Consider the following 13,160-nt stretch of genomic DNA (forward strand, 5'->3'; position numbering starts at 1 on the left):
TGGGTTATACCATTTTTACTTGTAACTTAGAGTAAAACTAGGCTATCCCTGAAAGGATAATTTTGACATGGACTCTAAAGGTTTGTCATTCCCAAAAAAAGAAAAGCTCAAAAGCAAAATAGTTTTTGAGCAACTCTTTGTTGAAGGAAAGAACATCAATGCTTTTCCCATAAAGTTAATCTACACCAAAGTAGATTTTGAAGATAGTACAACGCTTAAAGTTGGGGTGGTAGCCCCAAAGAGAAAGTTTAAGAGCGCTGTTAAACGTAACCGTATCAAACGTCTGATGCGAGAAGCATACCGGTTGAACAAAGAGGTGGTTTTTAACAAGGTTGAAGGGAACTATGCATTTCTATTTTTATATCTTGGCAATAAGATGCCTAACTTCAATGAAGTAGACGAGTCCTTAAACAAGCTCTTGATGGCTTTTTTAAAAAAAGAATCCCATGAAAAAAACAATTCTCAATAAGAAGGTCTTAATCCCTATAGTAGCCGTTGTCTTTTTAGCAATGGGAAGCAGTTTTAAAAGTGATTTCTTCGAGATTGCCAAACAAATTGAGATTTTCACCACGCTGTTTAAAGAGCTCAACATGAACTATGTGGATGAAACCAATCCTGCCGAACTTATGGATTCTGCTATCAAAAACATGTTGGATGAATTAGATCCCTATACCCGGTTTTTAAATGAACAGGATGTAGAGGCTTATAAAATTAATAATGCTGGTGAATATTCTGGAATTGGAGCCTTGGTTCGTTCCTATGAAAGTAAAATAGTGGTGGTTGAACCATATAAAGGTTATCCAGCCGATAAGGCCGGGTTGAAAGCTGGTGATGAGATTATCAAAATTGGGGATATCAAAGTATCCGATTTTGACGATAATGCCAGTGAACTTTTAAAAGGAGCAAATAATACCGGGATTAATATCACATTTGTAAGACAAGGAGAAACAAAGACTGCAACCCTAAAACGCGAAGGTGTTGAAGTAGATGCTGTTCCATTCTACAACATGATCGATGACAAAACTGGATATATTGTGCTCTCAAAATTCAATAGGAAAGCATCCAGCCAAACCAAGTCGGCATTACGCGACCTAAAAGGGAAAGGAGCCAAAAGGTTGGTGCTGGATCTTCGTGGAAATCCGGGGGGATTGTTGTCAGAAGCCATTAATATTACCAATCTATTTGTACCCAAAGGAGAGCTTATTGTCACTACAAAATCCAAGGTAAAAAAATTCAACCAAGAATATAAAACCAAAAACCAACCTGAGGATCTTGATATTCCTTTGGTAGTTTTGGTCAATGGCAGAAGTGCTTCTGCCAGTGAAATTGTTTCTGGAGGTTTACAAGATTTGGATAGGGCGGTAATTATGGGGGCAAGAAGTTTTGGAAAAGGTTTGGTACAAAGACCCTTAAAACTCACTTATGGTACTCAACTAAAAGTAACAATATCCAGATATTATACACCTTCAGGGCGCTGCATACAATCTTTGGATTATTGGAATAGAGATACAGAAGGCAATGCTGTTAAAAACACAAACTTCAAAGAATTTACCACAAGAAATGGCCGAAAAGTACAAGATGGAGGAGGTGTAATGCCGGATATTGAAATCACTTCTTTAAAATCCAACACCCTAATCGACGCCTTGCAGCAAAACAGTGTGGTTTTTGATTTTGCTACGGACTATTATTATGATCATTCTTTTGATTCCGTGGATACGTTTGCATTCTCCGATTCGGATTTTGAAGCATTTAAACGTTATGCACAGACCCAAGATTTTTCTTTCCAAACCAAAACAGAGGAGCTTTTGGAAGACGCCATAAACAGTGATGAGCATTTATTGGGGTCGGCAGTTCAAGAAAAATATAAAGACCTACTACTAGCAGTTAACAAAGGTAAAATTTTGGCTCTGGACACTTATAAAAAAGAAATACAGAAGAACCTTGAAGATGAAATTATTAAGCGTTATTTCTACCGTGAAGGGCTTTATCAATATTACCTAAAACATGATGAGGCTATTTTGGCTGCCGCTGCTTTAATGAACGATAAGACAAAGTATAATGACGTATTAAAGTAAATTCACGCTTTTTTGTTGTTTATGTAACGCAATGCCACTTGTAGCCATTACATTTTGCCAACGGTAAGCCATTTTTGTTATCTTTCTGTAACACCATCATTTTTTAGTGAACAAAAGGTGGTAACCAAACCAAAAACAACCTTTCATGATTTTTAAGTTGAAAAGCGCTTGTATTGTCATCATTACTGCCCTGATGGCTTTTAGTGCGCATGCCCAAGAAAAAAAACGGCCAAATGTAATTCTTATTATTACGGATGATCAAGGCTACGGCGATTTGGGAATCACCGGAAACGACCAGATAAAAACCCCTGTATTAGATCAATTTGCCAAAGAGAGTGTTCGTCTCAACAATTTTTATGTGTCGCCAGTATGTGCTCCAACGCGTTCCAGTTTAATGACAGGGCGTTATTCTTTGCGTACCGGTGTTAGGGATACCTATAATGGCGGGGCCATTATGGCTGCTAATGAAGTAACCATTGCAGAAATGTTGAAGCAGGGCGGATACCGCACCGGAATTTTTGGCAAGTGGCATTTGGGAGACAACTATCCTAGCAGACCCAATGACCAAGGTTTTGATGAATCCCTGATTCATCTTTCCGGCGGAATGGGACAGGTTGGGGACTTCACCACCTATTTTGAGGGAGACCGAAGTTATTTTGATCCTGTTTTATGGCATAATGGGGAGCAGCAAAAATATACTGGTTATTGTTCTGATATTTTTGCGGACAACGCAGTTCAATTTATTGAACAAAACAAAGAGCAGCCTTTTTTCTGTTATCTGTCTTTCAACGCTCCTCATACCCCTTTGCAAGTACCCGATACGTACTATCAAAAATATAAGGATATAGATCCCTCAATTGCTTTTGAAAAAAACAATTCCACCTCTCGTGCAATGAGCGAGAAGGACAAGGAAGATGCCCGAAAGGTCTATGCCATGGTCACCAATATTGATGATAATATTGGAAAGTTGCTTAAAAAGGTTGGCACATTGGGAATTGCCGAAGATACCATTATCATCTTTATGACGGACAACGGACCTCAACAACTCCGCTATGTTGGTGGAATGCGAGGGCTAAAAGGAAGTGTTTATAGAGGAGGTGTACGGGTTCCCTTCTTCTTAAGATACCCATCACAGTTTAAAGGGAACAAGGATATAGAAACTACTTCAGCCCACATTGATGTGTTGCCTACCCTAGCCCAATTGTGTAAGGTTGAAGCTCCTTCTGATAGAAAGATTGATGGTAAGAGCCTTTTGCCCCTTTTGGAAGATAAAAAGGTAGGTTGGGCAAACCGTTCCTTGTTTTTTTATTGGGCACGAAGGTATCCTGAGCTTTACCATAATATTGCACTTCAAAAAGGAGAACATAAGTTGGTTGGACAAACAAACTATAATGCCTCCATTGCCGATTTTGGTCTGTTCAACATCAAAAACGACCCCAATGAACAACAAAACATTGTACGGGAAAACCAAGATTTAGCAGTTGATTTAAAAAAGGAAATGGATGCTGTTTATCACGAACTCATCGCTTCTGAAAATCTGGTGAATCCCCCACCAATTGTAGTTGGAAATGATGCTGAAAACCCTTTAATCCTTAACAGAAATGATGCCTCCGGAGAACGCGGAATATGGAACCAGGAAGAAGTCTATGGAAAATGGGAGGTAGAAATTGCCCCAGGTAACTACAACATCAAGTTTAAGTTTGTGAAACCCGTTGAAGCATCTGGAAGAATGTTTTTGGAAACAGGCACCGTGGTCAGTCAAATGAAAAATGAAACCAAAACCGACGTGATTGAAATGCAAAACGTTGCCCTCCCCAAAATGAAAGGTTCGCTTGTTCCTTTTTATATGTGGAAAGGAAAAAGGATTTTTCCTTTTTGGGTGGAAATGGAGAAAATCAAATAAGGTATTATTCATATAAATCAGAAACGCTTTTTACAATCATCATATTGGTTGTATATACAACTATTTGATTATATTTGTGTTATGCAGGACAGTTCAAAATATCCAAATATTGAAACATGCAATCCATCTACATGCATATCTGGGAATATTAGAAAAAGCAATAGGATCATCGCAAATATTTTTAGAAAGCATTTAAAGCCTTTTGATATTACGGACAGTCAATTGAGCATTCTTTTTGTGGTCACCAAAGGGAGTTCCATCACTCAGAAGCGAATTTCGGAGCTGTTGTATTTGGAAAAATCGACCGTTAACAGAAACCTGACCAGGTTAATTGAAAAGAATTTTATTTCCGCCAATTCTGATTCCTTTTTGTTTACCACGGAAAACGGCCAAGCTTTCCTTGAAAGTATTATTCCGCACTGGAATAATGCCATGACCGAAGTTCGTGGAATATTGGGAACAAACGGAGAAAACGCAATTAACCTGGTGCTAAGTAAACTGAGCAAGTAATTTTTTAATAAATAGTTGTATATACAACCTTAACTTTTAGCCATGATCAAAGCTTCTTACATTTTACTTTTTGTAATCCTATTGGGCGTTCTACTGTGGACGCTTAACAATGCCATGAAAAAAATTGGTGTTGCTCCCTCCAAAAGAAACTCGGCCTTGGCCATAACCATCATTGGTACACTTTCTTGGTTGACACTACAGTTCTTTGTTTGGAATACGGGCTTTTATTACGACCTATCCCTCCCACCCAGGATTCCGCTATTTATGGTCTTTCCCGTATTTTTATTTATTGCGCTTTTATTGTTTAGGAACAGGAACCGCAACATAATTGTTGCCATTCCCATTGCGCTTCCCATAGCAGTTCAAAGTTTTAGGGCCGTAATTGAGGTGCTGTTCTATTTCACTTTTTCAAGTGGAGTCTTACCTATTCAGGTAACCTTTGAGGGGGCAAATTATGATGTGTTGATAGGGTTGTCCGCCATAGTCATTGCAATTTATGCAAACCGACCAAATGCCTCTGCAAAAGTGCTCGTTGTTTGGAATATTATCGGAATTCTCGTTGTCCTTTTCGCTGCTTTTATCTTTATTACCTCCTTTTATTTCCCCGCTATTTGGGGCAATACCGGCATTCCGATTGCTTTCAACCAATTTCCTTACTTGTTATTACCTACATTTTTAATGCCCTTTGCCGTTTTTTTGCATGTTTTGTCAATTATTCAACTAACCCGTAAAAACTAGGGGGTATTTCACAAAAATGGAAAGCGTTGTTAATTTCATTCCTTGGTAAATCGTTATGTTTATACATTGATTAATCCAACCACATTATGAATAGATTGCTTTTTTTCCTCGGTTTTGCTGCTTTGATTCTTACTAACATTTCTTGCAAGGAAAAGGAAAAAGAGGTGGAGAAGGAGAAAACCCCTCCGAATATTGTTTTCATTTTTGCTGATGATCAATCCTACAACACCATTAAAACTTTAGGGAATGATGAAGTTCACACCCCAAACTTGGATAAACTTGCCAATAGTGGGGTGGCCTTTACCCATACATACAATATGGGAGGATGGAACGGAGCCATTTGTGTGGCTTCGCGAGCAATGCTGCTCACCGGGCAATACATTTGGAATGCCCATAAGGCAGATTCTTTGATGCGTGCCAACAGCTACCAACAGCCTTTATGGGGAAACATTATGACGAATGCTGGGTATAACACGTATATGACGGGAAAATGGCACGTGACCAAACCGGCAGAAGAAGTTTTTGAAAATGTGGTTCATGTTAGGCCCGGTATGCCCAATCAAACCGAAGAAGGCTATAACAGGCCTTTAAGTGAGACAGATACCATTTGGAGGCCATGGGACAAATCAAAAAATGGATTTTGGAAAGGTGGTACCCACTGGAGCGAAGTGGTGGCAGATGATGCTTCAAAATTTATAGCTGATGCCATCCATAAAGATAATCCGTTTTTTATGTATTTGGCATTCAACGCCCCTCATGATCCCAGACAGTCCCCTGAAAAATTTGTGCAAATGTTTCCATTGGACAGCATTGAGCTCCCCACTACTTTTTTGACGGAATATCCATACAATGAGGAAATGGGCAGTGGAAGAAAGTTACGCGATGAGCGATTGGCGCCATTTCCTAGAACGGAATACTCTGTTAAGGTGAATCGACAAGAGTATTATGCCGTAATTGCCCACATGGATGAACAAATTGGAAAGATTCTAGATGCCCTTGAAGCTTCTGGCGAAATGGAAAATACCTATATTGTTTTTACTGCCGACCATGGTCTATCCGTTGGTCAACATGGTTTGTTAGGCAAGCAAAACATGTATGATCATAGTGTGCGTACCCCTTTGTTTGTTGTTGGACCCAACATCCCGAAAAACAAAAAAATAGATGCAGATGTGTACTTACAGGACGTGATGCCCACCATTTTAGAATTGGCCGGGGCTGAAAAACCCGACTTTGTGCAATTTAAAAGTCTTATGCCCTTGATTAAAGGTGAACGATCTACAAATTATGAATCTATCTACGGATGCTACACCAACACCCAACGTATGGTAAGAACTGATGGCTTTAAACTGATCGCTTATCCCAATGCAAGTAAATTACGCTTGTTCGATTTGACAAATGACCCTCTTGAAATGAATGACCTTGCTGACGACCCAAAATATGCCTCTACTAAAAATACATTGTGGAAAGAGTTATTGTCCCTTCAAAAAACTATGAATGATCCTTTGAACTTGGAAGATTTTATGTTTAACTGAGAAATCCATATTCTGTACAAAACCTCCAAAGTATAAAACAGAATACACCAACCATCAATTTATGCAAGCACACTGAGTCATTTTTATTATATTTCCATATAAGTGTGCCCAACTCATTAGGGCGCTCTCAGATTTCATAGAATGGCAAAAATCAATAGAGAGGACATTCAAATTATAAATAGGCATAGCAATTGGTCGCAAAAAAATATTGCCAAAACCCTAAAAGAAAACATTTATAACAACGCCTCAGCATGGCATCAATTTCTGAAGTTGTTTTTTTTGGCTTTAGGCATCTCTTTCATCACTTTTGGAATAATTTTCTTCTTTGCATACAATTGGGAAGAGCTTCATAAGTTTACCAAAATTGGACTTATAGAAGGTTTACTGGTATTGGTCACGCTTATCCTTTTGTTTTCCAAAATCAGTTTGGTGACCAAAAATATATTGCTTACCGCATCTTCAATCTTAGTTGGGGTGCTATTGGCTGTTTTTGGACAGATTTATCAAACCGGGGCAAATGCCTATGATCTTTTCCTTGGTTGGACCTTGTTGATAACCCTTTGGGTCATTGTTTCAAACTTTAGCCCTCTGTGGCTGATATATATCACACTTATCAATACCACTTTGATATTGTATGCACAACAAGTAGCTTACAATTGGTCTGGGGTAACTGTCTTTACATTGCTTTTCACAATCAACACCCTGTTGTTACTTTCTTTTATAGCCCTTCCAGCGTTAATAAAGAAACCTAACCCTCCAGGCTGGTTTACCAATGTGTTGGCTTTGGCCTCTGTTTCTTTTGGCACAATCGGGATTGTTTCCGGCATTTTTGAAAACTACGACCCCTTTTTTGTGTTGCTGCTGTTTTTAGTCCTTTCCCTTTATGCTGTTGGTGTTTGGTATGCTTTAAGAATCAAGAACAGTTTTTATCTTTCAATAATCTCCTTTAGTTGCATCGTCATTGTTTCAGCTTTTCTCTTGAAAATTTCCGAAGATGCGGGAATGGTATTCTTTATAGGCCTATTCATTATTGCCAGTGTAACCTTGGTCATAAAAACACTAATAGATCTTCAAAAAAAATGGACAAAGTAACAAGCATAAAATCCATATTGGAAACTATTAGAGCAGATGAAACTTCACGTTTTGAATGTGATGAAAATGCATTAATGCAAGAATATTTGAACAAGAGCAAGGAAAAATCAAGCTTGGCAATTAAGGTTTTATCCATTTTTGGTGGGTTTTTAGCTTCTCTTGCCTTCATAAGTTTCTTGTTTATCTTGGGGCTATACGATTCGGCACCGGGATTATTAATTTTTGGAATTGGCCTTATTGTGGCTGCTATTTTACTTAATAAAAAATACGATAAGCTTATTGTTGACACTGTTAGCATTTCTGCATACATCATTGGCTTTATACTTTTAATCTTAGCGTTGGCTCAATATAATGTAGGCGAAAATGGTATTGCTGCCCTCATTATTGTCATTGCTATCTGTTGCATGGTTATTGTTCAGCGGTATATGCTGTCCTTCATTTCTTTACTTGCCATAAATGCAAGCTTCTTGTTCATGATAATTTCAAATGATCTATACGATTTTATTCATATTTACATCGCCATCAATACCTTCTTGCTTGCCTATTGGTTTATTAATGAGGCTGAGATAATCACATCTGGCATCAAACTGTCCAAACTATATGACCCTGTTCGTATCGCACTACTATTTTCATTGTTATTTGGATTTGTTGCCATTGGCAAAAGAGATTTAATGCCTTTGTCCTTTGGTTATGTGTGGCTCTCCTCACTTACCATATTTTCCGCTATTATTTATTTGGTGCATTATATTTCAGGTATTGTTGGTGTCAGTTCAATGAAAAACAAAGTGGTTTTATATACACTTAGCGCCTTTATACTTTTACCAACTGTATTTGCGCCCGCTATTTCTGGTGCTATTCTCATCATTTTACTGAGCTTCATGACCAACTATAAAACCGGTCTGGTAATTGGAATTATTTCACTTATTTATTTTGTTTCACAATATTATTATGATCTTAATTTGACGCTTTTAACGAAGTCGATAATCCTTATGGTATCCGGGGTTATTTTCATTTTATTCTACTTGTTCACATCTAAAAAACTTAGGGTATATGAAAAAGATTAAATGGATTGTTGTTCTTGCCAATTTATTGGTGGTCCTGTTGGTTTTCAACAATTCTGTGCGGAAAAAAGAAATTTTACTTGCTGATGGACAACTCATTTTATTGGAATTGGCCCCCGTTGATCCCCGATCATTAATGCAAGGCGATTATATGAATCTGCGGTACGAAATTTCGGAAAACATAAATTCAGATAGTATTCCCAAGCGTGGTTTTTGTGTTGTGAAATTGCTTCAAGATGGTTCTGCGGATCGTGTTCGCTTGCAAGAAGGCATAACCCCTTTGGGCGAGGATGAACTCCTTGTTGAATATACCTCTAGAGAATGGCGGGGAATAAATATTGGTGCAGAATCCTTTTTCTTTCAAGAAGGAGAAGCAGAGAAATATGAAAATGCAAAATATGGGGGCATAAAAGTAGATGACAAAGGCAATAGCCTTTTGATAGGTTTATATGATGAAGAGCTCAAAAGAATAGAATAGTCCTATTTTTGAACATGCAAAAACTTAAGGTTTGTGAACTTTTTGCCGGTGTGGGCGGCTTTCGATTGGGGTTGGAAAAGACCAACAATTATGATGTGGTCTGGAGCAACCAATGGGAACCTGCTACCAAAACACAACATGCTTCTATGGTCTATGAAGCCCGATTTGGGCCAGAAAACCATTCCAACACCAACCTTGAAGAGGTGCCCACTTCAGAAATTCCAGACCATGATCTAATGGTTGGTGGATTTCCCTGTCAGGATTATTCCGTGGCCACCACGCTAAAAAATTCCAAAGGACTTATTGGTAAAAAAGGCGTTTTGTGGTGGTCCATACACCGTATTCTTTCTGAAAAAGAAGTAAAACCAAAATATCTTTTTTTTGAAAATGTAGATCGATTGCTGAAATCACCTTCTACTCAAAGAGGAAGAGATTTTGCAGTAATGTTAAAAAGTCTGAACGACTTGGACTATGCCGTTGAGTGGCGTGTAATAAATGCTGCAGAGTACGGAATGCCCCAGCGCCGAAGGCGCGTTTTTTTTCTGGGATACCACAAATCCACTGAAATTTACAAAACGCTCCAAGAAACTTCACCCACAAAATGGATTTTGGAGCAGGGTACTGTTGCTTCCGCTTTCCCAGTTAAAAAGCAGGGAGCCATCACTTCTTTTTCTTTAGAAAAAGATTTGGTTTCTCTTTCCAATTCGTTCAATTTGGAGAAAGCGCTTTCTCCTTTCCTTAACTCGGGAATCTGTATTGAAAATGAAGTACATACCCTAAAAACGGTTACTGACTATAATGGGACCCACAAGCTTCTTTCAGATATTTTAGAAGACGTTTCCGCATCTGAGTTTTACATTCCCGAAGCCGATATTCCAAAATGGGAATACCTTAAAGGGGCAAAAAAAGAAATACGCAAGACCAAAACTGGTTTTGAATATAATTATAGCGAGGGGAGCATGGTTTTCCCTGATGCACTTGATCAACCTTCCAGAACAATCATAACTGGCGAGGGGGGCAAATCCCCTTCCCGGTTTAAGCACGTGGTCCAAACCTCTACAGGGCTGCGAAGACTTTCTCCTGTTGAATTGGAACGGTTGAACATGTTTCCCGAAAATCACACCAAGTTGGATGGCATATCCAACACCAAAAGAGCCTTTTTTATGGGCAATGCACTGGTTGTGGGTGTAGTGGAACAACTAGGTCATGCCCTGTTCCGCAAAATTGATGCTCTTGAAAAGCAACTTCAAATCTGACTTGGCCAAAGAAAAGCGCCTATCTGCCTTATTGGATTCCTACTATCAAAAACATTTGCGGTCTTGCCACTTTGAACGTGTTCGCAGCATGAAAGAACAACTCATGGGCATTGACCTTGTTCTACAACACAAAACAAGCCTACAAACCTTCTATGTGGATGAAAAAGCACAGTTGGACTACGTAAATGAAACCCTCCCTACTTTTGCTTTTGAACTTTGCTATCTAAAAAACGGTATTGAAAAGCCTGGTTGGCTTTTTGATCAGGCAAAGAACACTCATTTTTATGCCCTGATCACCAGTATTTTTTCTGATGAAGATGAAAAGTACACCTCCTGTAACATCACCTTCGTGAATAGAAAGAAGCTCTTGTCGTTTTTAGAAAAGCGAGGCCTCACCCAATCATTCTTAAAAGATATTACCTCTAGCAATAAAGGTTTACATGGAAAATTGGTTCTAGATAAAATTAATCCAAAAACGGAAGGCTATTTGTTCTTTTCCAGAAAAAACAAAGCTGAAAATCCGGTAAACTTAATTTTAAAATTGGCGTTTTTGTGTAAAGTTGGTATAGCCAAACGTTTGGTCTAACTATTCACAAGCTGAACTGAACTCCTGATTCTCAGATTTTTCAATGGTCGGTATTTCTTGACCTGCTTCAATTTTGACACAGCTTAAATCGGGGTTATTGTTAATGGTGATTTTTACAAGCTCTTTATAACTGCTCACATCTAGCTGGGACAGTAAATTGTTATGAAGGTTTAGGTATTTATAATTCACCTTTGTGCCAAAGTTGATGGTTTCCAATTTGTTGTTGTCAACAAATACATTTTCAAGCGCTGCGTTTGAGCTAAAATCAAGCTCCGTTATTTTGTTAAGTCTCAGCAAAATGTTTTTGAGGTTTACAGCACCTTCAACATTAAAAGTTGTTAGCTCGTTATGGCTCATAAGCAAATTCTCTAAAGAAGGGTTGTTAATACTGATTTCCTTAAACGAGTTAAAAGATAATCTTAGATCTTTCAATTGCTTTGCTTCTGGCAGACCCGTGATCGAGCTAAGTGAATTGACCTTAAGGTCCAATAGAATTAAATTTGGGTTGTTGCTAACATCTATACTTTTAAGATAGTTTCCCATTAAATATAAGGTATCCAGTTGTGTGTTTGAAGACAAATCTATCTGCTCCAACTCATGTTGAATTACCGATAACTGTTTTAAATTGACAAAGCCTTCAATTCCCGTTAGGTCCTTAATGGTTCCTTTTCCTGAAAAGCTTACATCCAACACCGTTATTCCCTCGGCATCTGTTTTTAACATTCGCTGGTTTACCATACCGTCCGAATCTATGCCTTGATCAATAAGCATAGTTTCAAAATGTTGGTCGGGAATGTTTACATAAAGGTCATTTTGTGAATCGTCATTGTCACTGGAACATGATACCATGACAAACAAGGCCATAATAAAGGCTAGGGGGCTAAATTTCATTTTTGCGTTTTTTGATTTGATGATATAAGAAGAGGTAAAAGTAAAATTGTTACAATAACATTTCAGATATTTTTCCTTAGTGTTCTGTTAAATTATTGTCGGTGGTATGGAGTGGCTTGTGTTTCTTGCAAATACCTCGTTACGTGTGTCATTTTGTAAGTATCAATTCTTCTATTTTGGCGTTATCCATACTGTTTAGAACGTGCTTGGAATCTTCAAGCAACACGGTTCTTTTTAGCGATGTAAAAATCTTTGATGCCCTTTTGAGCATTTTTTCACCTGGGAACATTATGTCTTTTTTTGCTGCAATCAAGGTTATGGGTGTTGTTATTTTCTGTGCTTCGGTTTTACTGATTATCGGAACAGGCGTAAAATCCATATTGAAATGCAAGAACACTTGTGAAAGATATTTTACGGCAAATTCATCCTTCTCGGTAAAAATCTCATCAAGGAATTTCTCCAGAAACTTTATCTTTTTAGTTCGTATAAACCACTTCATAGGAATAAATACTTTGAACAGGGCTTTCAATGGATTTCCGTTTACGATATATGCTGGGGCAGATAAATAAACCTCCTTAATCTTGCTTTCATTATTGATCAGTGTCTTCAAGATTGCCAATCCTCCAAAAGAAAATCCCACGAGGGTTACCTTATCCAATTTTAATGATACTATTATCTCATTCATCCATTTTCCATAGGAATCATCTTTCATGCTCAATCTTATCTCGGCACTTTTGTTGGGTTGCGCAAGAACATCAACGGCAAAAACTTGAAATTGAGTGGATAAATTGGGATATGTTTCCAAACTAATGGGAGCGCAGCCATTAGAGCCATGTATTATGAACAATGGCGGATTGCTTGGTTCTCCGGTTACAATGACATTGGTTTTTCCAAAACTTGTATCCACTATTTTGTATTGATATTCAATGCTCAGGGATTCCAATTTTTCATCGTACAAGTGTAGGATAGCCTTTTTTCCTTGTTCCGATCTATAGAGCGAAGTCATTTTTTATTTAATTTTAGGACAAATTTACTAAA

At 38.1% G+C, this 13,160-nt stretch carries 13 protein-coding genes; 11 read left to right on the forward strand and 2 right to left on the reverse strand.

From position 1 onward, the window contains the following. The first annotated feature begins 67 nt into the window (after positions 1–67). From rnpA to CRO15_RS03160, 11 genes are all read left to right on the forward strand, one after another. The gene (rnpA, locus tag CRO15_RS03110; RefSeq protein ID WP_097044311.1) at positions 68–469 is read left to right on the forward strand and encodes a ribonuclease P protein component; all 402 of its coding nucleotides are present in this window, start codon (positions 68–70) and stop codon (positions 467–469) included. Further along, entirely contained in the window at positions 447–2,075 is a 1,629-nt protein-coding gene (locus CRO15_RS03115; RefSeq protein WP_097044312.1) for a S41 family peptidase, read from the forward strand. Before rnpA ends, CRO15_RS03115 begins: the two co-directional genes overlap by 23 nt. Before the next feature lie 145 nt (positions 2,076–2,220). Then, positions 2,221–3,978, forward strand: a complete 1,758-nt coding sequence (locus CRO15_RS03120) for an arylsulfatase (protein ID WP_097044313.1) — start codon at positions 2,221–2,223, stop codon at positions 3,976–3,978. An 81-nt stretch (positions 3,979–4,059) separates the two neighbouring features. Further along, entirely contained in the window at positions 4,060–4,488 is a 429-nt protein-coding gene (locus tag CRO15_RS03125) for a MarR family winged helix-turn-helix transcriptional regulator (RefSeq protein WP_097044314.1), read from the forward strand. A 42-nt stretch (positions 4,489–4,530) separates the two neighbouring features. Beyond that, on the forward strand, positions 4,531–5,226 hold the full coding sequence (locus tag CRO15_RS03130; protein WP_097044315.1) for a hypothetical protein: 696 nt from the start codon (positions 4,531–4,533) through the stop codon (positions 5,224–5,226). Between the two features lie 86 nt (positions 5,227–5,312). Then, positions 5,313–6,758, forward strand: coding sequence for a sulfatase family protein (locus CRO15_RS03135; RefSeq protein ID WP_097044316.1), 1,446 nt, complete (start codon positions 5,313–5,315; stop codon positions 6,756–6,758). A 141-nt stretch (positions 6,759–6,899) separates the two neighbouring features. Then, entirely contained in the window at positions 6,900–7,850 is a 951-nt protein-coding gene (locus CRO15_RS03140) for a DUF2157 domain-containing protein (protein ID WP_097044317.1), read from the forward strand. After that, positions 7,838–8,914, forward strand: coding sequence for a DUF4401 domain-containing protein (locus CRO15_RS03145; RefSeq protein ID WP_097044318.1), 1,077 nt, complete (start codon positions 7,838–7,840; stop codon positions 8,912–8,914). Before CRO15_RS03140 ends, CRO15_RS03145 begins: the two co-directional genes overlap by 13 nt. Next, positions 8,901–9,389: a GDYXXLXY domain-containing protein gene (locus CRO15_RS03150; RefSeq protein WP_097044319.1), complete on the forward strand. Its 489-nt coding sequence runs from the start codon at positions 8,901–8,903 to the stop codon at positions 9,387–9,389. Before CRO15_RS03145 ends, CRO15_RS03150 begins: the two co-directional genes overlap by 14 nt. 14 nt (positions 9,390–9,403) lie before the next feature. After that, positions 9,404–10,645 carry a DNA (cytosine-5-)-methyltransferase gene (gene dcm / locus CRO15_RS03155; protein ID WP_097044320.1) on the forward strand — a complete coding sequence of 414 codons (1,242 nt, stop codon included), beginning with the start codon at positions 9,404–9,406 and terminating at the stop codon, positions 10,643–10,645. After that, positions 10,617–11,231: a hypothetical protein gene (locus tag CRO15_RS03160; RefSeq protein ID WP_165769900.1), complete on the forward strand. Its 615-nt coding sequence runs from the start codon at positions 10,617–10,619 to the stop codon at positions 11,229–11,231. Before dcm ends, CRO15_RS03160 begins: the two co-directional genes overlap by 29 nt. On the opposite strand, the gene CRO15_RS03165 is transcribed toward CRO15_RS03160, so the two are convergent. Then, a complete protein-coding gene (locus CRO15_RS03165) occupies positions 11,232–12,122 on the reverse strand; it encodes a leucine-rich repeat domain-containing protein (RefSeq protein WP_133067193.1) in 891 nt (296 codons plus the stop codon). It abuts the gene before it with no gap. A gap of 148 nt (positions 12,123–12,270) precedes the next feature. Further along, complete coding sequence (locus CRO15_RS03170; protein ID WP_097044323.1) at positions 12,271–13,128, reverse strand: alpha/beta fold hydrolase; 858 nt, start codon at positions 13,126–13,128, stop codon at positions 12,271–12,273. Between the last annotated feature and the right edge of the window lie 32 nt (positions 13,129–13,160).

The organism is Flagellimonas pacifica (assembly GCF_900215465.1).
In the GTDB taxonomy this organism is placed as follows: Bacteria; Bacteroidota; Bacteroidia; order Flavobacteriales; family Flavobacteriaceae; genus Flagellimonas; species Flagellimonas pacifica.

Coding starts and splice junctions, on each gene's coding strand:
- rnpA (WP_097044311.1), top strand. CDS start 68: ATGGACTCTAAAGGTTTGTCATTCCCAAAAAAAGAAAAGCTCAAAAGC.
- CRO15_RS03115 (WP_097044312.1), top strand. CDS start 447: ATGAAAAAAACAATTCTCAATAAGAAGGTCTTAATCCCTATAGTAGCC.
- CRO15_RS03120 (WP_097044313.1), top strand. CDS start 2,221: ATGATTTTTAAGTTGAAAAGCGCTTGTATTGTCATCATTACTGCCCTG.
- CRO15_RS03125 (WP_097044314.1), top strand. CDS start 4,060: ATGCAGGACAGTTCAAAATATCCAAATATTGAAACATGCAATCCATCT.
- CRO15_RS03130 (WP_097044315.1), top strand. CDS start 4,531: ATGATCAAAGCTTCTTACATTTTACTTTTTGTAATCCTATTGGGCGTT.
- CRO15_RS03135 (WP_097044316.1), top strand. CDS start 5,313: ATGAATAGATTGCTTTTTTTCCTCGGTTTTGCTGCTTTGATTCTTACT.
- CRO15_RS03140 (WP_097044317.1), top strand. CDS start 6,900: ATGGCAAAAATCAATAGAGAGGACATTCAAATTATAAATAGGCATAGC.
- CRO15_RS03145 (WP_097044318.1), top strand. CDS start 7,838: ATGGACAAAGTAACAAGCATAAAATCCATATTGGAAACTATTAGAGCA.
- CRO15_RS03150 (WP_097044319.1), top strand. CDS start 8,901: ATGAAAAAGATTAAATGGATTGTTGTTCTTGCCAATTTATTGGTGGTC.
- dcm (WP_097044320.1), top strand. CDS start 9,404: ATGCAAAAACTTAAGGTTTGTGAACTTTTTGCCGGTGTGGGCGGCTTT.
- CRO15_RS03160 (WP_165769900.1), top strand. CDS start 10,617: ATGCTCTTGAAAAGCAACTTCAAATCTGACTTGGCCAAAGAAAAGCGC.
- CRO15_RS03165 (WP_133067193.1), bottom strand. CDS start 12,122: ATGAAATTTAGCCCCCTAGCCTTTATTATGGCCTTGTTTGTCATGGTA.
- CRO15_RS03170 (WP_097044323.1), bottom strand. CDS start 13,128: ATGACTTCGCTCTATAGATCGGAACAAGGAAAAAAGGCTATCCTACAC.